This window comes from Pseudomonas sp. 21615526 (genome assembly GCF_013386245.1).
Classification (GTDB): Bacteria; Pseudomonadota; Gammaproteobacteria; order Pseudomonadales; family Pseudomonadaceae; genus Aquipseudomonas.
In genome coordinates, this window is the sequence record NZ_JACAOM010000010.1 from 42,462 (window position 1) to 62,899 (window position 20,438).

The window sequence follows — 20,438 nt, forward strand, 5'->3', positions numbered from 1 at the left end:
GCTTAGCCCAGCAGGGTAGCCCAGCCTTCAACCACGTCGCCGCCCCACTTGGCTTTCCACTCTTTCAGAGTCTTGTGGTTGCCACCTTTGGTTTCAATCACTTCGCCGTTGTGCGGGTTTTTGTATTGTTTAACCTTGCGTGCACGCTTGGTGCCGGTAGTTTTTACGGCGCCACGTGGAGCCTTAACTTTCGAATCCGGATCCAGCAGCGCGATGATGTCACGCAGGGATTTGGAGTATTCGCCCATCAGGGTGCGCAATTTGCCTTCGAATTCCAGCTCGGTTTGCAGTTTGTCGTCTTGGGACAGGTTCTTCAAACGGGCTTGCAGCTCTTTGATAGCTTCTTCGGTGGCGCGATATTCGTTGATCAGGGACATGGGGACTACCTTATGCAGGGCGCTGGGTGAAAGGGGATAGTGGCTCAATAATAGTCAGACAGTTTGCCCAAGTAAACATTTAAGGCCGCATTTATGTAATTTACTTTGGTTGTTTGTGGCAAAAGCGTGGAATTGAGTTAATTAGTAAGGGGGATGGCCTAAAGATACTCTGGTTAAGTCTTGGCTTACTGCCGGAGTCCACGCGTTTGCACACATAGTGGGGAAAAACCCTACGCTATTAAGGGGCAGGGTTGACGCAGCCGATCAGAATAAGCGTTGAGGAATACTGCAGTTTTTCTGCGCAATCGCTAGAATGGCGGCCTTTGCGAAGTTCTGGAGTTTCCCCCTAATGCGCACTTTTCGGCTGGTGATTGCTTGCCCGGACCGGGTTGGCATCGTTGCCAAGGTCAGTAACTTTCTGGCTTCCCACAACGGCTGGATCACCGAAGCGAGCCATCACTCGGACAATCTCAGCGGCTGGTTTTTCATGCGTCACGAAATTCGTGCCGATACGCTGCCCTTTGGTCTAGAGGCATTTCGCGAGGCATTTGCGCCGATCGCTGAAGAGTTCTCGATGACCTGGCGCATCACCGACACGGAACAGAAAAAACGCGTGGTCCTGATGGCCAGTCGTGAGTCCCACTGCCTGGCAGACCTGCTGCACCGCTGGCACAGCGATGAACTGGACTGCGAAATCTCCTGCGTGATTTCCAACCATGACGACCTGCGCAGCATGGTCGAGTGGCATGGCATTCCGTACTACCACGTCCCGGTCAACCCGCAGGACAAGGAGCCGGCCTTTGCCGAGGTCTCGCGCCTGGTCAAGCAGCACGATGCGGACGTCGTGGTACTGGCGCGCTACATGCAGATTCTGCCGCCGGAGTTGTGCAGTGAATACGCTGGCAAGGTGATCAATATTCACCACAGTTTCCTGCCATCGTTTGTGGGTGCCAAGCCGTATCACCAGGCATCCCTGCGTGGCGTGAAGCTGATCGGTGCAACGTGCCACTACGTCACCGAAGAGTTGGACGCCGGTCCCATCATCGAGCAGGACGTGGTGCGTGTCAGCCATAGCGACAGCATCGAAGACATGGTCCGTTTTGGCCGTGACGTCGAGAAGATGGTGCTGGCTCGCGGCCTGCGCTATCACCTGGAAGACCGGGTACTGGTGCACGGCAACAAGACTGTCGTGTTCTGATTGAAGTGTTTTGATTGAAGAATGAAGGGCCTGGGCGTTAAATCGCTACAGGCCCTTTTTTTGAGCGCGGGTGAGGACTGGAGCATGAGCGATCCACTGGACAAGGCGACTTCCAAAGCCCCCGCGACGCTGGGAGAGGGTTGTTTGAGTCGATATGACCCGGATGACCTGAGCAGTGAGGACGGCACCGAGTTTCCAGGCGCCGCCGAGTTGTGGGAACAATTGCAGGACACATCCGAATTGCCTGAAGAAAAGGCGTCAGCGGCTGTGCAAGGCAGCCGCTGACCCGGCGGGATCAAATCCGGAAACTACCCACCAGTTGTTTCAAGCGCGCCGCTTGCTGTTCCAGGTCGGAACAGGCCCGCAAGGTTGATTGCAGGTTTTCCACACCTTCCTGATTGAGGGTGTTGATCTCGGTGATGTCCATGTTGATTGACTCCACCACCGAGGTCTGTTCCTCGGTAGCGGTGGCTACCGACTGGTTCATCCCGTCAATTTCGCCGATACGCTGGGTCACGCTGTTCAGACGCTCGCCCGCCAGGTTGGCGATTTCCACACTGTCCTGGCTGTGCCGCTGGCTTTCGCTCATGGTGCTGACCGAATCTCGGGCGCCGACTTGCAGCTCCTCGATCATCTTCTGCACCTGCTGCGCCGACTCCTGGGTGCGGTGCGCCAGGTTGCGCACTTCATCGGCCACCACCGCAAAGCCGCGTCCGGCTTCCCCGGCCCGTGCGGCTTCAATCGCCGCGTTGAGGGCCAGCAGGTTGGTTTGCTGGGAAATGCTGGTGATCACTTCCAGAATCTGCCCGATGTTCACTGTCTTGCTGTTAAGCGCTTCGATATTGGTGCTGGAGGCGCTGATCATCTGCGACAACTGGTTCATCGCCTTGATATTGCGTTCCACCACTTGCTGACCGTCTTCGGCCAAGTGCCGGGCGTCGCTGGCCTGGTTGGAGGCCTGTGCGGCGTTGCGGGCGATTTCCTGGGCGGCAGCCCCCAGCTCGTTGATCGCGGCCGCGACGCTGTTGGTCCGGTTGGCCTGCTCGTCGGAATTGACCATCGAGGAATTGGAGGCGCTGACCACCCGCAGGGCCACTTCATTGACCTGCTCGGTGGCCGAGGAAACTTCGCGAATCGAGGTGTGAATCCGCTCCACGAAACGATTGAAAGCGCTGCCAAGCACGCCGAATTCGTCGTGGTTCTGGATGGTCAGGCGGCGGGTCAGGTCGCCTTCACCGTCGGCGATGTCTTCCATCGCGCGGGTCATGACGTGCAGTGGCTGCAGGAGGATGCGAATCAGCATGCCCAGCAGGGCGATGATGATGACCACGGCGATGATCGTGGCGATGATCGCCGAGGTGCGGAACTCACTGAGCATGGCGAAGGATTTGTCTTTATCCACCGACAGGCCGAGGTACCAGTTCACCGAGGGCAGGCCCTTGATCGGGGTAAAGGTGACGATACGTGTCTTGCCGTTTACCTCGACTTCACTGAAGTCGCTGCTGATTCGGGGGGTGTTGTTCGGATAGACGTCGGCCAGGGTTTTCATCACCAGGCCCTTGTCCGGGTGTACCAGCACTTTGCCATCGGCACTGACCAGGAAGGCATAACCCATGCCGCCGAAGTTCAGGGCACCGATGTTGTCTACCAGGGTTTGCAGGCTCAGGTCGCCGCCCACCACGCCGACACTCTGGCCGGCCTTGCTGCTGGGGGTGGCGATGGAGATGATCAACTGGCCGGTGGCCGCGTCAATGTAGGGTTCGGTCAGGGTTGAGCCGTTGCTGCCCTGCGCGCCCTTGTACCAGGGGCGTACCCGTGGGTCGAAGCCGTCGGGCATCTTGGTATCGGGGCGGATGACGAATCCGCCATTGCTGTCGCCAAGGTACGTGGCCATGAACGAGGACGTCAGGGCCTTCTGTTCCAGAAGGCTGGCGACGCTGGTTGAATCCGGGTTGATGGCGATGTTCTGTGCGGCGCTTTCTATCAGCACTATGCGCCCGGTAAGCCAGGTCTGGATGTTGCTGGCAGTGACATCGCCCATTTCATGCAGGTAGTTGTTCAGGTCGTCGCGAATCGCATTACGCTGCAAGTAGTCGTTGTAGAGGGTAAACAACGCAAAGGCGGCAATGACGACAAGAGCGGCGGCAAGCAGGATTTTATGGCTGAAACGCAGATTTTTATTCATGGCTTGTGGGGTCCGCTATGGTCTTAATATCCGATGCACGTCCTTCTGGGGCGCGCGGAATGGCTGCGTCAAAAAAAGTGTGATATTTCCATCTGCTCCTGCAGGAATTATCCGGCCTGTTTTTCCAAGACTTTTTGGGTCTCTCGCTTTATCTGTATCGACCATTCAGCGCCAAAGATTAACCATGGGTGACAAAATGCCTGACTCCTCGCAACTCATTATTGGTGCAGATCTTCAGGGCCAGCCGATTGCCCAGTCGATGCGCCTGGCCAACCGCCACGGCCTGATCGCAGGCGCCACCGGCACCGGCAAGACCGTGACCTTGCAGCGCCTGGCGGAAGCTTTCAGCGACGCCGGGGTCGCGGTATTTGCCGCCGATATCAAGGGTGACCTGTGTGGCCTGGGCGCTGCGGCCAACCCTCAGGGCAAGGTCGCCGAGCGCATAGCCGGCATGCCTTTCCTTAATTACACGCCCAAGGCGTATCCGGTGACGTTGTGGGATATCCACGGCCAGTCCGGTCATCCGTTGCGCACCACCATGAGTGAAATGGGCCCGCTGTTGCTCGGCAGCCTGTTGGAGCTCACCGACAGCCAGCAATCGGCCCTCTACGCAGCCTTCAAGGTGGCCGATCGTGAAGGCCTGTTACTGCTGGACCTCAAGGATCTCAAGGCGCTGCTGAACCATTTGCGCTATCACCCGGAGTTGCTCGGGGAAGACGCGGCCCTGATGACCACCGGTTCCAGCCAGGCGCTGTTGCGGCGCCTGGCGGTGCTGGAGCAGCAGGGTGCCGAAGCGTTGTTCGGCGAGCCGGCGCTGCAACTCGAAGACATCCTGCAACCGGCCAGTGACGGCCGCGGGCGTATTCATCTATTGGACGCCAGCCGGCTGGTGCATGAGGCGCCGAAGGTCTACGCGACCTTCCTGCTTTGGCTGTTGGCCGAACTGTTCGAGCAACTGCCGGAACGTGGCGATGCCGACAAGCCGCTGCTGGCGCTGTTTTTCGACGAGGCGCATCTGTTGTTTGCCGACACCCCCAAGGCCCTGCAGGATCGCCTGGAGCAAGTGGTGCGGCTAATTCGCTCGAAAGGCGTCGGTGTGTATTTCGTCACCCAGTCTCCCGGGGACTTGCCGGACACCGTGCTGGCGCAACTCGGCTTGCGCATCCAGCACGGGCTGCGGGCGTTCACCACCAAGGAGCAGAAGTCCCTGCGGGCGGTGGCCGATGGCTTCCGGCCCAATCCGGCATTTGATGCGCTGGCGGTGCTGACCGAGTTGGGTACAGGTGAGGCATTGGTGGGAACCTTGCAGGAAAAGGGGACGCCTGAAGTAGTCCAACGCGTACTGGTAGCACCGCCGCAATCGCGGATCGGGCCACTGAGCGAAGCTGAGCGGGCAGCACTGATTGCCAGTTCGCCATTGCAGGGGCGCTATGACAAGCCGATTGATCGTGAGTCGGCGTACGAAGTGTTGATGGCGCGCAAGGACTTGGGCCCGCAAGAGGATTCGACGCCCGCCGCTGAAGAGCCAAGCTTTACCGACAAGGCCGGTGCGTTCCTCGGTACTACGGCAGGCAAGGCACTGAAATCGGCGATGCAACAGGCGGCCAATCAGATGGGCCGGCAGTTGGTGCGCGGGTTACTGGGGTCTTTGTTAGGCGGCAGCAAACGTAAATAACGATGGGATCAAATGTGGGAGCGGGCTTGCTCGCGAAAGCGGTGGATCAGTCAATATATCCAGTGACTGACACGCCACCTTCGCGAGCAAGCCCGCTCCCACACTTGGTTCTACGCCGGTCTCAGGTTTTGGGTTTGGCGTGAGCGGCCAGCCGCTCCAGCGCAGCGCGTAAGTTCGGATCGGTAATCCCGTCTGCCGTGGCCTGAATGGTTTCGGCGGCGATTTCCGACAAATCCATCGTGTGCCCCACCGCACCTTGCGGCACGGTCGGCGGTTGCACCTTGAACTGGATGCGCGTCAGGCTGGCGAATTCGTCGAAGGCCATCAATTGGCGCTGCAAACGTTTCTGCTGGTAGCGCAGGCGCGTCGCCCAATGGCCGTCGGTGACGATCAGCAGCAGATTGCCTTCGCGCCACGAGGCCACATGGCAGTGTTCGCGGGCGGCGGGTTGCAGTTGGCTTTCTACCAGGCGTTGCAGATGACCAAGGCGTTGCGCATGGCCGAAGATGGCTTTTAAAGGCTTGGCTTCGCGAAGCAACACGGCGGGAGCTCGGGCCGTAAGAGGGCGAAATGCCATGACTAGACACCTTAAGTAACAGAGAGGCCATGGTAGCAGAAAGCGTCTGCGACACCGCCGCCATTGCATTACCGGCAGTTTATCCATTAAATCAACGAGTAACTTATTACCCGAATGGGTTGAAGTTCAGCAAAAAGCCCTTATTTTAAACAAGCCCTCCAAGAGCGCCGTGCCAGCATCGTGGAATAACGCCACTTTCCTCACCCACGTTTCCGGGTAGAATGCTCGTTCGCATGCGGCCGTGAGGGCTGCTCGGGCGACTCACGGGGCGCCCTCCATCCCTATGTGTGGAAGAACCTGCCGATATGTTTGCGCCTTTGTTAAAGAAACTTTTTGGAAGCAAGAATGAGCGCGAAGTCAAACGCATGCTCAAGACGGTGCAGCTGGTCAATGCCTTCGAAGAGCAGATGGTTGCCCTTTCGGACGAGCAATTGCGCGCCAAGACCGAAGAGTTCAAGGCCCGCATAGCCAAAGGTGAAACCCTCGACAAGCTGCTTCCCGAAGCCTTTGCGGTCGCCCGCGAAGCCGGTAAGCGTGTCATGGGCATGCGCCACTTCGACGTCCAGTTGATCGGCGGCATGACCTTGCATGAAGGCATGATTGCCGAAATGCGTACCGGTGAAGGCAAGACCCTGGTAGCTACCCTGGGCGTTTACCTCAACGCATTGTCCGGCAAGGGCGTGCACGTTGTGACGGTGAACGACTACCTGGCCCGCCGGGATGCCAACTGGATGCGTCCGCTGTACGAATTCCTCGGCCTGACGGTCGGCGTTGTCACGCCGTTCCAGCCGCCGGAAGAGAAGCGCGCCGCCTACGCTGCCGACATCACCTACGGTACCAACAACGAATTCGGTTTCGACTACCTGCGCGACAACATGGCGTTCAGCATGGAAGAAAAATTCCAGCGCGAACTCAATTTTGCCGTGATCGACGAAGTCGACTCCATCCTGATCGACGAAGCCCGTACCCCGCTGATCATCTCCGGTCAGGCCGAGGACAGCTCGCGCCTGTACACCGAGATCAACAAGCTGATCCCGCGCCTTGAGCAACACATCGAGGAAGTGGAAGGCGTGGTGACCAAAGAAGGTCACTTCACCATCGACGAGAAGACCCGCCAGGTCGAACTCAACGAAGCCGGTCACCAGTTCGTCGAAGACATGCTGACCCAGATCGGCCTGCTGGCCGAAGGCGAGAGCCTGTACTCGGCGCACAACCTGGGCCTGTTGACCCACGTGTATGCCGGTCTGCGTGCCCACAAGCTGTTCCATCGCAACGTTGAATACATCGTGCAGGACGGCCAGGTCGTACTGGTCGACGAACACACCGGTCGTACCATGCCGGGTCGCCGTTTGTCGGAAGGCCTGCACCAGGCGATCGAAGCCAAGGAAGCCCTGAACATCCAGGCTGAAAGCCAGACCCTGGCCTCGACCACCTTCCAGAACTACTTCCGTCTGTACAACAAACTGTCCGGCATGACCGGTACAGCCGACACCGAAGCGTTCGAATTCCACCAGATCTACGGTCTGTCGGTGATGGTTATCCCGCCGAACAAGCCGCTGGCGCGTAAAGACTTCAACGACCTGGTGTTCCTGACCGCCGACGAGAAATACGCTGCAATCGTCGCCGACATCAAGGAATGCATGGCCCAGGGCCGTCCAGTGCTGGTGGGTACTGCCACCATCGAAACTTCCGAGCACATGTCCAGCTTGCTGGCCAAGGAAGGCATCGAGCACAAGGTCCTCAACGCCAAGTTCCACGAAAAAGAAGCCGAGATCATTGCCCAGGCCGGTCGCCCGGGCGCACTGACCATCGCCACCAACATGGCCGGTCGTGGTACCGACATCCTGTTGGGCGGTAACTGGGAAGTGGAAGTTGCGTCCCTGGACAACCCGACCCCTGAGCAGATCGCGCAGATCAAGGCCGACTGGCAGAAGCGTCACCAGCAAGTGCTGGAGTCCGGCGGCTTGCAGGTGATCGCGTCCGAGCGTCACGAATCGCGCCGTATCGACAACCAGCTGCGTGGTCGTGCCGGTCGTCAGGGTGACGCCGGTTCCAGCCGTTTCTACCTGTCCCTGGAAGACAGCCTGATGCGCATCTTCGCCTCGGATCGGGTGAAGAACTTCATGAAAGCCCTGGGCATGCAGTCCGGTGAAGCGATTGAACACCGCATGGTGACCAACGCCATCGAGAAAGCCCAGCGCAAGGTAGAAGGCCGTAACTTCGACATTCGTAAGCAACTGCTTGAGTTCGATGACGTCAACAACGAACAGCGTAAAGTGATTTATCACATGCGTAACAGTTTGTTGGCTGCCACCAACATCGGCGAGACCATTGCCGATTTCCGCCAGGACGTGCTCAACGCCACCGTCAGCGCCCATATCCCGCCACAGTCCCTGCCTGAGCAGTGGGATGTTGCCGGCCTGGAAGCTGCGTTGAAGAGCGACTTCGGTGTCGACTTGCCGGTCCAGCAATGGCTCGACGAAGACGACCACCTGTACGAAGAAACCCTGCGCGAGAAGCTCATGACCGAGCTGCTGGCCGCGTACAACGAGAAAGAAGAGCAGGCGAGTGCCGAAGCACTGCGCACCTTCGAGAAGCAAATCGTACTGCGTGTGCTGGACGACCTGTGGAAAGACCACCTGTCGACCATGGACCACCTGCGTCACGGCATCCACTTGCGTGGCTACGCCCAGAAGAACCCGAAGCAGGAGTACAAGCGCGAGTCGTTCACGCTGTTCTCCGAACTGCTGGATTCGATCAAGCGCGATTCGATTCGTGTGCTGTCCCACGTTCAGGTGCGTCGCGAAGACCCGATCGAGGAAGAAGCCCGCCTGCGTCAGGAAGCCGAGGCACTGGCTGCGCGTATGCAGTTCCAGCACGACGAAGCGCCTGGTCTTGAGGCTCCGGAAGTATTGGGCGAAGAGGTCGATGTTGCCCTGGCCCAGGCCCCGGTGCGCAACGAACAGAAGCTGGGCCGCAACGAACTGTGCTGGTGCGGTTCGGGCAAGAAGTTCAAACACTGCCACGGCGAAATCAACTAAGATTTTCGCCTGACGCTGCAACACCCCCGCGCCGCGACCGGCATCAGCCGTCGCGGCGTTTTGCCATTTCGTCACCGTCGATAGCGACGGGGTACACACCCAATATTTTTAGGAGCGCATTCATGGCTGTTGGTCTTGGTCCTTTGCCCACGTTGCACCCGGTTGCCGGTTTTGAACTCGGTATCGCTTCGGCGGGCATCAAGCGCCCGGGGCGCAAGGATGTGGTGGTGATGCGCTGTGCCGAAGGCTCGACCGTCGCGGGTGTGTTCACCCTGAACGCGTTTTGCGCCGCTCCCGTGATTCTGGCCAGGCAGCGTGTCGAAGGCCCGGTGCGTTACCTGTTGACCAACACCGGCAATGCCAACGCCGGGACCGGCGAGCCTGGCCTGGCCGCAGCTGCCCGCACCTGCGCCAAGCTGGCGGAGCTGACCGGCGTAGACGCCAGCCAGGTGCTGCCGTACTCCACCGGTGTGATCGGTGAGCCGCTGCCGGTAGAGAAAATCGAAGGCGCGCTGCAAGCAGCGCTGGATGACCTGTCGGTGGATAACTGGGCGGCTGCGGCTACCGGGATCATGACCACCGATACTCTGCCAAAAGGCGCCAGCCGTCAGTTTGTGCACGAAGGCGTGACCGTTACCGTCACGGGCATCAGCAAAGGCGCCGGCATGATTCGCCCGAACATGGCGACCATGCTGGGCTATATCGCCACCGACGCCAAAGTCTCCCGTGACGTGCTGCAAAACCTGATGCTCGACGGCGCCAACAAGTCCTTCAACCGCATCACCATCGACGGCGACACCTCGACCAACGATTGCTGCATGTTGATCGCCACCGGCCAGGCTGACCTGCCGGAAATCACCTCGTCCAACGGCGCGTATTTCGCAGCGTTGAAGCAGGCGGTGTTCGAAGTGTGCATGGACGTGGCCCAGGCCATCGTGCGCGACGGCGAAGGCGCCACCAAGTTTGTGACGGTTGAAGTCAACGGCGGCGGTAACCACCAGGAATGCCTGGATGTCGGTTACACCGTGGCTCACTCGCCGCTGATCAAGACCGCGCTGTTTGCCTCCGACCCGAACTGGGGCCGTATCCTGGCCGCTGTGGGCCGTGCCGGCGTGCCGAACCTGGACGTGAGCAAGATCGACGTGTTCCTCGGCGAAGTGTGCATCGCCAGCCGTGGCGCCCGGGCCGAGACGTACACCGAAGCCCAGGGTTCGGCGGTGATGCAGCAGGAAGAAATCACCATCCGTATCGAATTGGGTCGCGGTGAGTGCAGCGAAACCATCTGGACCACTGACCTGTCCCACGAGTACGTGAAGATCAACGCGGAATACCGCACCTGATACCAGGCAGGTCTTCAAACCGATTCAGAGGAAATAGTGCGGTGAAACGAGTTCATGTAGCAGCAGCGGTCATCCGGGGTGTCGACGGCAGGATTCTGCTGGCGCGCCGCGCCGATACCCAGCATCAGGGCGGCCTCTGGGAGTTTCCCGGTGGCAAGGTGGAGGCCGATGAGTCGGTCGCAACCGCGCTGTCCCGTGAATTGCAGGAGGAGCTGGGCATCCAGGTCACGGCGGCTCGCCCGTTGATCAAGGTGCAGCATGATTACCCGGACAAACAGGTGTTGCTGGATGTCTGGGAAGTCTCGGCCTTTACCGGCGAGCCCCACGGTGCCGAAGGCCAACCCCTTGAGTGGGTGGCCCAGCGGGACCTGCCGAACTATGAGTTTCCGGCAGCCAATGCGCCGATCGTTGCGGCGGCGCGTTTACCGGCTGACTACTTGATCACTCCGGGCGAGCTGGAGACACCCGTCCTGCTGCGCGGTATTCAAAAAGCCATCGCTGGTGGCATCAAACTGGTTCAGCTGCGTGCCCCCAACGGTTACGACCCCAAGTACCGTGACCTGGCGGTGGACGCCGTGGGCCTGTGTGCGGGCAAGGCGCAACTGATGCTCAAGGGGCCGTTTGAATGGCTGGGGGATTTTCCCGCGGCCGGCTGGCATATGACCTCGGCGCAACTGCGCAAGTACGCCAGCAAGGGACGTCCTTTGCCGAAGGATCGCTGGTTGGCGGCGTCTTGCCACAATGCTGAGGAATTAGCCTTGGCGGAGTTGATGGACGTGGATTTCGTCACCTTGTCGCCGGTGCAGCCGACCCAGACTCATCCTGATGCCGAGCCGTTGGGCTGGGAGCAGGCACAGCAGTTGATCAGTGGGTTCAGCAAACCGGTGTTCTTGCTCGGTGGGGTGGGTCCTGCTGAGCGGGAAAAGGCCTGGGAGGCTGGTGCTCAAGGTGTGGCGGGGATTCGGGCGTTCTGGCCTGAGGTTTAGGCATAACCCTGGCGAGTGGCCAGGGGAGCTGTTGTGGCGAGGGAGCTTGCTCCCGCTGGAGTGCGCAGCGCTCCCAATATTTTGGGTCTGCTACGCAGCCCAGCGGGAGCAAGCTCCCTCGCCACAGGTTGCAATCGGTCAGTAAGCGTCAGTGCGGCTTTGCCGCCGCCTGCCACAAGATCTCTGCAACGCCCTGGCGCTTGGCAATCACCCTGGCTGCCACAAAGAGCAAGTCCGACAGCCGGTTGATGTACGCCAACCCGACGCCTTCCAGCGGTTCCTCTGCATTCAGGTGCTGACACCGGCGCTCCGCACTGCGAGCCAGGCTTCGGCATACATGGGCCTGGGCAATCAACGCCGAACCACCCGGCAGAATGAAGTTCTCCAGCGGCCCGACCTCTTCATTCCAGCGATCGATCGCCGCCTCAAGGCGGTCGACTTCCGCCGCGTTCAGCGCCTTGTACACCGGCATCGCCAATTCGCCGCCCAGGTCAAACAGACGATGCTGGCAAGGTGTCAGCACCTCGATCACATCCTTCAACGCTGGATGCTGCCCGCTTTGTTCCTCCAATCCCGCCAGCAACAAACCCAACTGGCTGTTCAGCGCATCCACCTCGCCAATCGCCTCCACCCGTGGATGGTCCTTGGGCACGCGGCGGCCGTCGCCCAGGCCGGTTTCGCCCTTGTCGCCGGTACGGGTGTAAATTTTCGACAGGCGAAAGCCCATGGTTAGCGCTCCAGTTGAGTGAGTTCGTTGGGTGGCAATTGGCTGCCCGCCAGGGGCAGGCGCAAGGTGAAGCAGGTACCCTGGCCAAGGGTCGAATGCACTTCCATCTGCCCCTTGTGATTGTTGGTGATGATGAAATACGAAACCGACAACCCAAGCCCGGTGCCCTGGCCGATTTCCTTGGTGGTGAAGAACGGCTCAAACGTGCGTTTGCGCACGTTCTCGCTCATGCCGATGCCGTTGTCTTCCACCTGGATTTCTGCCCACGGCGGGTTGAGCCGGGTGCGCAGGATGATCCGGCCGGGCTCGCTGCCGTCTTCGCGCTGATGAATCGCCTGGGCGGCGTTTTTCAGCAGGTTGAGCAGTACTTGCTCCAGTTCGTTGGCGGTGCCGGGGACCGGGCCCAGTTGCGGGTCGAACTGGCGGATGATCGCCTGGCCCTTGAAGTCGAAGCCGACGGTGAGGTCGAAGTCGTTGCCGGCAATTTCCACGGCCTGGTCGATCAAGGCCGGCAAGTCGCACGGCGCCATCTGCCGGTTGCTGCGGCGGCTGAAGCTGAGCATGTGGGTGACGATTTTCGCCGCCCGGGCGCCAGCCTGCTGGATGCCGTCGAGCAACTGTGGCACTTCGCGGCTTTGCAGGTAGCGGTTGACCGAGTCCAGGTCGATGCCCGCCTGTTCGGCGTGCTCGAGGTTTTTCGGCAGTTCGTTGGACAACCGGCGGCGAATGTTCTGCACGTTATGCAGGATCGCTCCCAGCGGGTTGTTGATTTCGTGCGCCATGCCGGCGGCCAGGCCACCGACCGAGAGCATTTTCTCTGACTGCACCATCATTTCTTCCAGGGACAGGCGCTGGGTGATGTCGTCGATCCGGATCACCACGCCGCGCCCGGCACCGCCCATCAACGGGTAGAAGGTCAGGGCGTAGTGCTTGGGTTCGTCATCCTTGACCCAGGTAACGCGCTCGATCCGCTCTACGGTGTGTTGCTCTACCGTGGCCTTGATCTGCGGCAGGAACGGCTTGAGCGGCTGGAAGGCGAGGAAGATCGGCTGGTTCAGCGCCTCGTCCAGGCGGGTCCCGGAAAGTGCGCTGGCTTCCTGGTTCCACTGGGTGACGTAGAGTTGTTCGTCGAGGGCGATCAGCGCCGAGGGCATCGAGTCGATGATGCTGTTGAGGTAGTTCTGGAAGCCGGTGAGCTTTTTCTCGATCTTGCTGCGCACCTGGACTTCCAGTTCCAGCTTGCGGTTGGTGTGGCGGGTTTCTTCCGCCAGGCCCTGGGCTTGATCGTAGGCGGCCTGGGAATCGTCTCGCGCGCGCTTGAGTTGCTGCTCACGGGCTTCAATGCGCGAAAGCATGGTGTTGAAAGCTTCGGCGAGGCTGCCGATTTCATCATGATTGCCGCGCCCGGCGCGCAGGGCGTAGTTCTCTTCCCGGGTGACCTGGCGCGACAATTCTTCCAGTTCATGGATCGGCCGGGTAATCAGGCGCTTGATCTGCCGGGCGATCACCAGCCACAGCAACACGCTGAAGATCAGGATACCCAGGCTGGCGGTGAAGGTCCCGGTATAGAAAGCCACCGGCAGTTCGCTGCTGGCCACCAGCAGCAAGTGCCCGGACGGTTTGCCGGCACGGGGCAGGGTGATCACCTGGTTGCTGCGAAATTCGGTGGTACGCCAGGTTTCAATGTCCCGGAAATTATCTGGCAGGTGCAGGCGATTGGCATGTTGCAGCTGGGCCAGGCGCGTGCCATCTCCGTCGTATAAGGCCGCGGCCCGCAATGGCGAGTAGCTGGTCAGTTCATCCAGCAGGGTTTGCGCCTTGAGCGGTGAGTCCAGGGACTCGGCGGCGAGCGAAGGGTTGGACACCAGCCGACCGATGGCCTGCAAGGCCTGGGGCGCCATGCTTTCCTGGGAGATCCAGTAGGCGGCGCTGATAAAGGTCAGGTTGGCCACCAGCAAGACGGTGGTCAACAAAACCAGCAGGGCCGCCAGCAGTTTCTGCCCAACCGGTAGATTTTCGAGACGCTGGCGCAGTGGCATCAAGGTTTTCGCTGCAAAGGAACAAGCAGGCAGGGTAGCGCGTGCTTCAGTCGCTGGGCAATCCGCGTGCAGACAGTTGCCGTACCAGGCGCGCCTGGAGTTGTTGCAGGTGCGGCAAGCTCAGTTGGTGGCGGGCGGCCGCCTGGCAGGCATAGCCCAGCAAATAGCTGATTTCGGTGCGTCGGGCACTGGCCACGTCCTGGTACATCGAGGAGTAATTGGCCGCCGTGGCCTGGATTACCCGTTCCACTTCGCTGTGCAAATCTTCTGCGGCAGCGGGTTGGCCGCAGCATTCCAGCAGGTCGGCGAGTTCGGCGCACAGGGTGGCCACTTCGCACTGATGGTCTTGCAGCTCGCCATTGCGACATTGGTAAAGCACGGTCAGCGGGTTGATGGCGCAGTTCAGGGCCAGTTTGCGCCACAGGCGGGTGAGGATGTCGGTGCTCCACTCATGGGGAATGCCGGCGGCTTGCAGGTCATCCAGCCACAGCGGCGGAGTAGGGTGCCGAGCATCCCCCAGCCAGGTGTAGCCATGGCCGGCAAACACTACTCGCCAGTCACTCTCGCGAAACGCGCCTTCGGTGCTGGAGGCGAAGATGCAGCGTGCCTGGGGCAGTTGGGCGGCGACTGCGTCCTGGCTGCCCAGCCCGTTTTGCAACAGGATCAGTTCGGCGTCCGGTACCAGTCGATGTTCCAGCTGTGCGACGGCTTCCTGGGCGTCGTAGGCCTTGCACGCCACCAGCAGGCGATGAATTGGCCCAGGGCTGTCGGAGGTTTCGCCGACGACCGGGTAGGTGTGAGCCACGCCTTGCTCGACCAGGGTCAGGCCATTGGCCGTCTGATAACTCGCCAACCGCCCGGGATCCCGCAGGATCAGGCGCACGGGCAGACCGGCGCGGGCCAGGCGGGCGGCCCACAGTGTTCCGAGGCTGCCGGCGCCGAGGACGTGCCAGGTGGTCGACATCAGTTTTTACTCCGTAAGGCTGCCCGCAGTGAACGAGGCGAAAGAACCGCTATAATGCCCGGGCATTTTAGCCCGGGCGTGCTCCATCTCTACTGAGCCGCGCCCCTTTTTTATTGGAGAAATTACATGCCGTCGTTCGACGTGGTATCCGAACTGGACAAACATGAAGTCACCAACGCCGTCGAGAACGCCGTCAAGGAGCTGGATCGCCGCTATGACTTGAAGGGCAAGGGCAGCTTCGAGTTCAAGGAAAAGGAGCTGACCGTCAACCTGACCGCGGAAGCCGACTTCCAGCTGGAAGCGATGATTGAGATCCTCAAGCTGTCTCTGGTCAAGCGCAAGATCGACGCGCAATGCCTCGAAATCAAGGATGCCTATGCGTCCGGCAAGCTGATGAAGCAGGAAGCCGTGCTCAAGGAAGGCATCGACAAGGAGCTGGCGAAGAAAATCGTCGCTCACGTCAAGGACGCCAAGCTCAAGGTCCAGGCCGCCATCCAGGGCGAGCAGGTGCGTATCACCGGCAAGAAGCGTGACGATTTGCAGGAGGCCATTGCTGCCCTGCGCGCCAAGACCTTCGACATGCCGCTGCAGTTCAATAACTTCCGCGACTGAGTGGACCCCTTGGGAACCTGTGGACGTTTTTGACGTCCCACGCCCAGAACCTGCAGAAACGATTGAGCCCTTCGGGGCTCATTTGTTATGTGGGGATTGATAAGGCCGCACATCCGGCAAACAGGAGAATGTAGATGGATTTGAACGCTGAAGTGGATCACTTGATCAAGACCTCGGAGTCGTGGTTACCGATGATCATGGAGTACGGCAGCCGATTTTTGCTGGCCGTGGTCACCCTGGCCATTGGTTGGTGGCTGATCAACGTCTTGACCCACCGGGTAGGGCGTTTGCTGGCGTTGCGTAATGCTGACCTGGCGCTGCAACACTTCATTACCAGCCTTGCGAACATTGCGCTCAAGGTCATGCTGGTGGTCAACGTGGCCTCGATGATCGGCGTCGCAACCACCTCGTTCGTTGCCGCGATCGGCGCCGCCACCCTGGCCATCGGCCTGGCATTGCAAGGCAGCCTGGCGAACTTCGCCGGCGGCGTGCTGATTCTGTTGTTCCGTCCGTTCCGCATTGGTGACTGGATCGAAGCCCAGGGCACTTCCGGTACCGTCGACAGCATCCAGATCTTTCACACCGTGTTGCGCACCGGCGACAACAAGACGGTGATCATCCCGAACGGCAGCCTGTCCAACGGCCTCATCACCAACACCAACCGTCAGCCGACCCGTAAAGTGGTATTTGATGTGGGTGTCGACTACGAAGCCGACCTGCAGAAAGCGCGCGAAGTGCTGTTGGAACTGGCCAAGGACCCACGGGTACTGGCTGATCCTGCGCCGGCAGCGGTAGTTTCGACCTTGGGCGACAGTTCGATCACGGTATCCCTGCGAGTCTGGACCAAGACTTCGGATTACTGGGATGTGATGTTCATGTTCAATGAACTGGCACGTGACCGTTTGAAAGCGGCGGGGATTGATATTCCGTTTCCACAACGGGTTATTCGCGTCATGCAGGAAAGTGCTGGGAAGTAATAGTGTGACTGGATGATTAAACCTGGCCGATATGTCAGGTTTGTTACGCAGGATTAAACTAGATAGTTAGCTTGCTAGTTATCGGGTTGTTGAGATTAAGTTGCAATAAAAAAGCCGCTCACTTGCGAACAAGTGAGCGGCTTTTTAGTTAGGGCCGAAACCCTAAGTCATCGTTGTAATCAAACTGCCAATTACAAGATGTTCAGCGGGTATTGCGCGATCAGACGCAGTTCGTCGATGGACGCCGAACCGTAGTACACACCATCGCTGGAGCGATAAGTGGCTTGACGCACGCGCAGGCTCAGGTCTTTTGCCGGGCCGCTCTGGATCACGTACTTGGCTTCGATGTCACGTTCCCACTCTTTGCCGTTCGAGGTGTCGGCGGTGTTGGCGCCGGTACCTTTGACGTAGCGAGTCATGAAGCTCAGGCCTGGTACGCCGAAAGTCGCCATGTTCAGGTCGTAGCGAGCCTGGAACGACTTCTCGTCTTCAGCGTTGAAGTCGGAACGAGCGATGGAGTTGGCAAGGAAGATTGTGCCGCCGCCGTCTACGCCGTAGCCGTAGTCACCGTCACCGCTGACCTTCTGGTAGGCCAGGGTAAAGGTGTGAGCCTGGATGGTGTACGCGCCTTGCAAGCTGTAGGCACGGTTGTCCAGTTTGGTGGTGCCGTCTTTCTCAGCCCGTTGCAGGCCAGCGCCATCACTTTTGGTGCTGTAGATGTTGAAGTCGACCGCCAGGGACTGCTCATTGCTGAGCGCATGGGTCCAGTTCAGGTTGGCGTAGGTTTTTTTCCAGTAGTCTTCGGTCTTCGCGTAGTAGAGGCTGGCGCTGACTTCTGGAGTCAGGGCGTAGACACCACCGATGAAGTCGGTTTTTGTCAGGCCCAGGCTGTCGCGGTAGGTCTGGGCTTGTGCCACGCTCGAAGTGAAGTGACCGCCTTCAAGTTTCAGGCCTTTGATCTCGTTGCTGGTCAGCGAGATACCCTGTGGCAATTCAGGCAGCAGACGGCTGTCATCGGAAGCGAATACAGGCGCGGTGGTGTACTGGTCGCCGATTTTCAGGACCGTATCGGAGATACGGAACTTAACTGCGCCGCCGCCCTTGGAGTAATCATCCTGAGCGCGACCGTCGGAGCCAGTTGGAAACAGGCCAGTGCCGGAACGACCCTTGCCGCTGTCCAGTTTGACGCCCAACAGACCGATGACGTCGACACCCACACCGATGGTGCCTTGGGTGAAGCCCGACTGGTACAGGCCGTTGAAGCCCAGACCGGTTTCGTCGACGCGGCTCTTGCCGGTGTCATTGTTACGGAAGTCGCGGCTAAAGTTCAGGAGGCGAGTGTTGATGCTGAAAGTGCTGTCTTCAACAAAGCCCTTGGAATCGTCCTGGGAGGACGCCATTGCGAACTGCGAGGTGCCTGCTGAAACAGCCAGGGCGATCATGCTCCACTTCATCACGCGCATCGTGATTTGCTCCTTTGGTTTTAGGAAGAGTACTGCCGTCCCACCTATATTTTTGTCTGGGCGGCTCTTTCTTTTTTGTGTCGGCGCAAAGTTATATCACGCAGACATTATTGACGATACTTGCACATCTATCCTTTCAGCTTCTTTACGGGCCTGTCGTAAATTGCTAGCTCCATGTCGCAAATTCACAGTCCACTTGTAACCGGACTGACAACTTCAATGCTGTTTTAAAACCTTGGAAGCGGGGTGGAAAAGTCACCCCTGAAAGTTTCAACTCATCCCTGTCAGGCATTGAACCGCTGTTATTTTCCGTCGCGAAACACCTGCTTCCCGCCGGTGCCGTTGTCGACGATATGGGTGTGAATGCAACAAGCGTGCACAAACCCGTAACCGAATGTGATTTTTTCGTGAAAAGTGTCAACGGCCTGTAAAAACCGCATAAGCACGGGCTTTTTACGCCGTTTGGTTTGGCCTTGACGCGCCTGCCGCACTCCGGTTTGGTGGCGCATAAAACCTGTACCAGAGCAAAACGTTACCGGTTCACCCCGTTCGGTGGGTAGTTGGCGGATCCCTTTGAAGCACAAATGGGTCATTTTGGTGCAGTGCTTCACTGACTGCGTTTCTGCTCCCGTTCACCCTTGGCCTTTTGAAAGCCGTCTGGCTCAAGGTCTTGAAGCATGTTCTGCGTCCCGACTTTGACCAGAATTGGATACATTGGTCATTTAGCGTAGCTGAAATATTGGCCTGTCTCGAAATGGTGCGCTTTTTTTCGTGGCGTCCTGTTTGGGCGCGTATTCGGCCACGCGCATTCGCCGTGAAGCGACCGGCATTCGCAGGTATGCTGGGCGCCTGAAACCTGACCCGCCGAACGGGAGTGACTGCTGTGTTCGCCTTAGATCCACGCCTTCAACAAGACACCTTGCCTATCGGGGATTTCCCCCTGTGTCGGCTGCTGCTTTCCAATGACTCGAATTACCCCTGGTTCATCCTGGTGCCGCGCATCGACGGTATCAGCGAAGTGTTTCAACTGGATGTCGCCGACCAGCAGCGGGTGTGGCAGGAAAGCACGGCACTGGCACAGTGGCTGAACGAAGGGTTCGGCGCCGACAAAATGAATATCGGTGCCTTGGGTAATGTGGTCAGCCAACTGCACGTGCATGTGATCGTACGCAAGCGCGACGACGCGGCCTGGCCTGCGCCGGTCTGGGGCAAGCACCCGGCGAAGCCCTACAGTGACGAGCAAGTGGTGGCAATTCGTGCGCGCCTGCGCGAGATCCTGCCGGCCGACTTCACGTTCCTGGAGGCTTGAGCCATGGATCTTCAAGCCCGCGTGACCGACCTGGAAAGCCGCCTGGCCTTTCAGGACGACACCATCGAGACCCTGAATGACATCCTGGTCACCCAGCAGCGTGCCGTGGAACGCCTGCAGTTGCAGATGACTGCGTTGCTCAAGCGCCAGGAAGAAATGGGCGGCCAGTTCGAGTCGTCCGAGGAAGAGGCGCCGCCGCCTCATTATTAATAAGGCAGGGGTTGACCCCCCGGGCTTAAAAAAACCGCGATGCAGCCAGGCTGCATCGCGGTTTCTTTTTTTCGGGGTGCTGGAATCAGCGACGCGGCAATGCGGCGATCACATCTTCAGCTTGCAGCCCCTTGTCACGGTTCATGACGGAGAACTCCACGCGCTGGCCTTCCACCAGTACGCGATGGCCTTCGCCGCGAATCGCCCGGAAGTGGACGAAGATATCGTCGCCCGAATCCCGGGAAATAAAGCCGAAGCCCTTGGAGGTGTTGAACCACTTGACGGTCCCGGTATCCCGGTTGGTCATGTCGTAGCTTTGCGACGCAGCGGCCGGGGAGGAGCGGTAAAAACTGATGGCCAGATGAAGAACGATGGCGACCAGTGCTATTGCCAGGCTGAGCAGGACGGCCGGGTGGCCACCCACTTCAGGCATAGGCGCCAGCAGGGTGAGGGTTTGCACGACAACAGCCAGGACCAGCAGGGCGCTGACCAGGTTTTGCAGTTGATGACGCGGGCCTTTGTTCCAGTATGGAATGACTGGAGCCAGTGTCAGGTTAAGAAGACCAAAGAAGGTCAGGTAGAGAGCGTCAGGTTGCTGCAGGTAAGGCAGGGTCTCTGATCGCAGGCTGGGGATAAAGGACAGCAGCAAAGCTGCAGCGCCCGTTAGCAGGTGGACGATTTTCAACATTTTGATTAACTCACGTTAAGACGGATCACAAGGAAGAGCTGACGGGCACGGTTCGCTTCTGAACAATGGG

General features: G+C 59.3%; 18 protein-coding genes and 1 pseudogene. 10 read left to right on the forward strand and 9 right to left on the reverse strand.

The window, feature by feature from the left end; translation table 11 throughout:
* Positions 1-2: 2 nt before the first annotated feature.
* Positions 3-377: a histone-like nucleoid-structuring protein MvaT gene (gene mvaT / locus HX786_RS04370; protein ID WP_008432352.1), complete on the reverse strand. Its 375-nt coding sequence runs from the start codon at positions 375-377 to the stop codon at positions 3-5.
* Positions 378-726: 349 nt separating this feature from the next.
* On the opposite strand from mvaT, the gene purU reads away from it, so the two are divergent.
* A complete protein-coding gene (purU, locus tag HX786_RS04375) occupies positions 727-1,575 on the forward strand; it encodes a formyltetrahydrofolate deformylase (protein WP_003209762.1) in 849 nt (282 codons plus the stop codon).
* 84 nt (positions 1,576-1,659) lie between these two features.
* Positions 1,660-1,860, forward strand: a complete 201-nt coding sequence (locus HX786_RS04380) for a hypothetical protein (protein WP_023659227.1) — start codon at positions 1,660-1,662, stop codon at positions 1,858-1,860.
* 10 nt (positions 1,861-1,870) lie between these two features.
* Here HX786_RS04380 and HX786_RS32270 read toward each other — a convergent pair whose 3' ends face one another.
* Together HX786_RS32270 and HX786_RS32275 are read right to left on the reverse strand one after the other, a co-directional pair.
* Positions 1,871-2,635: a methyl-accepting chemotaxis protein gene (locus HX786_RS32270; protein ID WP_371132408.1), complete on the reverse strand. Its 765-nt coding sequence runs from the start codon at positions 2,633-2,635 to the stop codon at positions 1,871-1,873.
* Positions 2,636-2,728: 93 nt separating this feature from the next.
* Positions 2,729-3,760: pseudogene (locus HX786_RS32275) on the reverse strand (cache domain-containing protein); the annotation flags it as partial.
* Between the two features lie 196 nt (positions 3,761-3,956).
* Between HX786_RS32275 and HX786_RS04390 the strand changes: the two are divergent.
* Positions 3,957-5,435, forward strand: a complete 1,479-nt coding sequence (locus HX786_RS04390) for a helicase HerA-like domain-containing protein (RefSeq protein ID WP_008432355.1) — start codon at positions 3,957-3,959, stop codon at positions 5,433-5,435.
* A gap of 121 nt (positions 5,436-5,556) precedes the next feature.
* Here the strand turns inward: HX786_RS04390 and HX786_RS04395 are convergent, their stop codons facing one another.
* Positions 5,557-6,012 carry a DUF721 domain-containing protein gene (locus tag HX786_RS04395; protein ID WP_008432358.1) on the reverse strand — a complete coding sequence of 152 codons (456 nt, stop codon included), beginning with the start codon at positions 6,010-6,012 and terminating at the stop codon, positions 5,557-5,559.
* 305 nt (positions 6,013-6,317) lie between these two features.
* Here HX786_RS04395 and secA point away from each other — a divergent pair, with 305 nt between their 5' ends.
* The 3 genes from secA (at position 6,318) to HX786_RS04410 (ending at position 11,379) form a co-directional block, all read left to right on the forward strand.
* Entirely contained in the window at positions 6,318-9,053 is a 2,736-nt protein-coding gene (secA, locus tag HX786_RS04400) for a preprotein translocase subunit SecA (protein ID WP_003209775.1), read from the forward strand.
* Positions 9,054-9,175: 122 nt separating this feature from the next.
* Positions 9,176-10,393, forward strand: a complete 1,218-nt coding sequence (argJ, locus tag HX786_RS04405; RefSeq protein ID WP_177041498.1) for a bifunctional glutamate N-acetyltransferase/amino-acid acetyltransferase ArgJ — start codon at positions 9,176-9,178, stop codon at positions 10,391-10,393.
* 41 nt (positions 10,394-10,434) lie between these two features.
* Positions 10,435-11,379: a Nudix family hydrolase gene (locus HX786_RS04410; protein WP_102369787.1), complete on the forward strand. Its 945-nt coding sequence runs from the start codon at positions 10,435-10,437 to the stop codon at positions 11,377-11,379.
* Between the two features lie 148 nt (positions 11,380-11,527).
* On the opposite strand, the gene HX786_RS04415 is transcribed toward HX786_RS04410, so the two are convergent.
* Genes HX786_RS04415 through HX786_RS04425 form a run of 3 tightly spaced genes read right to left on the reverse strand, consistent with a single transcriptional unit; the run spans position 11,528 to position 15,109 of the window.
* Entirely contained in the window at positions 11,528-12,106 is a 579-nt protein-coding gene (locus HX786_RS04415) for a cob(I)yrinic acid a,c-diamide adenosyltransferase (protein WP_008432363.1), read from the reverse strand.
* Positions 12,107-12,108: 2 nt separating this feature from the next.
* Positions 12,109-14,145 (reverse strand): ATP-binding protein, encoded by a 2,037-nt coding sequence (locus HX786_RS04420; RefSeq protein ID WP_003209782.1) that lies wholly within the window; start codon positions 14,143-14,145, stop codon positions 12,109-12,111.
* Positions 14,146-14,191: 46 nt separating this feature from the next.
* Complete coding sequence (locus HX786_RS04425; RefSeq protein ID WP_177067572.1) at positions 14,192-15,109, reverse strand: putative 2-dehydropantoate 2-reductase; 918 nt, start codon at positions 15,107-15,109, stop codon at positions 14,192-14,194.
* Between the two features lie 126 nt (positions 15,110-15,235).
* Here HX786_RS04425 and HX786_RS04430 point away from each other — a divergent pair, with 126 nt between their 5' ends.
* Together HX786_RS04430 and HX786_RS04435 are read left to right on the forward strand one after the other, a co-directional pair.
* Entirely contained in the window at positions 15,236-15,721 is a 486-nt protein-coding gene (locus HX786_RS04430; RefSeq protein WP_003209785.1) for a YajQ family cyclic di-GMP-binding protein, read from the forward strand.
* 134 nt (positions 15,722-15,855) lie between these two features.
* Positions 15,856-16,698: a mechanosensitive ion channel family protein gene (locus HX786_RS04435; protein ID WP_003209787.1), complete on the forward strand. Its 843-nt coding sequence runs from the start codon at positions 15,856-15,858 to the stop codon at positions 16,696-16,698.
* Between the two features lie 191 nt (positions 16,699-16,889).
* Here HX786_RS04435 and HX786_RS04440 read toward each other — a convergent pair whose 3' ends face one another.
* On the reverse strand, positions 16,890-18,161 hold the full coding sequence (locus HX786_RS04440) for an OprD family porin (RefSeq protein WP_003209790.1): 1,272 nt from the start codon (positions 18,159-18,161) through the stop codon (positions 16,890-16,892).
* 883 nt (positions 18,162-19,044) lie between these two features.
* On the opposite strand from HX786_RS04440, the gene HX786_RS04445 reads away from it, so the two are divergent.
* On the forward strand, positions 19,045-19,470 hold the full coding sequence (locus tag HX786_RS04445; RefSeq protein ID WP_003209794.1) for an HIT domain-containing protein: 426 nt from the start codon (positions 19,045-19,047) through the stop codon (positions 19,468-19,470).
* 3 nt (positions 19,471-19,473) lie between these two features.
* Positions 19,474-19,680: a SlyX family protein gene (locus HX786_RS04450; protein ID WP_003209796.1), complete on the forward strand. Its 207-nt coding sequence runs from the start codon at positions 19,474-19,476 to the stop codon at positions 19,678-19,680.
* An 85-nt stretch (positions 19,681-19,765) separates the two neighbouring features.
* On the opposite strand, the gene HX786_RS32160 is transcribed toward HX786_RS04450, so the two are convergent.
* On the reverse strand, positions 19,766-20,368 hold the full coding sequence (locus HX786_RS32160; protein WP_003209798.1) for a cold-shock protein: 603 nt from the start codon (positions 20,366-20,368) through the stop codon (positions 19,766-19,768).
* Positions 20,369-20,438: the final 70 nt, after the last annotated feature.

What these genes read in the sequence shown, in the direction of transcription:
- mvaT (WP_008432352.1), bottom strand. Translation starts at nt 377, where the DNA reads ATGTCCCTGATCAACGAATATCGCGCCACCGAAGAAGCTATCAAAGAG.
- purU (WP_003209762.1), top strand. Translation starts at nt 727, where the DNA reads ATGCGCACTTTTCGGCTGGTGATTGCTTGCCCGGACCGGGTTGGCATC.
- HX786_RS04380 (WP_023659227.1), top strand. Translation starts at nt 1,660, where the DNA reads ATGAGCGATCCACTGGACAAGGCGACTTCCAAAGCCCCCGCGACGCTG.
- HX786_RS32270 (WP_371132408.1), bottom strand. Translation starts at nt 2,635, where the DNA reads ATGGTCAATTCCGACGAGCAGGCCAACCGGACCAACAGCGTCGCGGCC.
- HX786_RS04390 (WP_008432355.1), top strand. Translation starts at nt 3,957, where the DNA reads ATGCCTGACTCCTCGCAACTCATTATTGGTGCAGATCTTCAGGGCCAG.
- HX786_RS04395 (WP_008432358.1), bottom strand. Translation starts at nt 6,012, where the DNA reads ATGGCATTTCGCCCTCTTACGGCCCGAGCTCCCGCCGTGTTGCTTCGC.
- secA (WP_003209775.1), top strand. Translation starts at nt 6,318, where the DNA reads ATGTTTGCGCCTTTGTTAAAGAAACTTTTTGGAAGCAAGAATGAGCGC.
- argJ (WP_177041498.1), top strand. Translation starts at nt 9,176, where the DNA reads ATGGCTGTTGGTCTTGGTCCTTTGCCCACGTTGCACCCGGTTGCCGGT.
- HX786_RS04415 (WP_008432363.1), bottom strand. Translation starts at nt 12,106, where the DNA reads ATGGGCTTTCGCCTGTCGAAAATTTACACCCGTACCGGCGACAAGGGC.
- HX786_RS04420 (WP_003209782.1), bottom strand. Translation starts at nt 14,145, where the DNA reads ATGCCACTGCGCCAGCGTCTCGAAAATCTACCGGTTGGGCAGAAACTG.
- HX786_RS04425 (WP_177067572.1), bottom strand. Translation starts at nt 15,109, where the DNA reads ATGTCGACCACCTGGCACGTCCTCGGCGCCGGCAGCCTCGGAACACTG.
- HX786_RS04430 (WP_003209785.1), top strand. Translation starts at nt 15,236, where the DNA reads ATGCCGTCGTTCGACGTGGTATCCGAACTGGACAAACATGAAGTCACC.
- HX786_RS04435 (WP_003209787.1), top strand. Translation starts at nt 15,856, where the DNA reads ATGGATTTGAACGCTGAAGTGGATCACTTGATCAAGACCTCGGAGTCG.
- HX786_RS04440 (WP_003209790.1), bottom strand. Translation starts at nt 18,161, where the DNA reads ATGCGCGTGATGAAGTGGAGCATGATCGCCCTGGCTGTTTCAGCAGGC.
- HX786_RS04450 (WP_003209796.1), top strand. Translation starts at nt 19,474, where the DNA reads ATGGATCTTCAAGCCCGCGTGACCGACCTGGAAAGCCGCCTGGCCTTT.
- HX786_RS32160 (WP_003209798.1), bottom strand. Translation starts at nt 20,368, where the DNA reads ATGTTGAAAATCGTCCACCTGCTAACGGGCGCTGCAGCTTTGCTGCTG.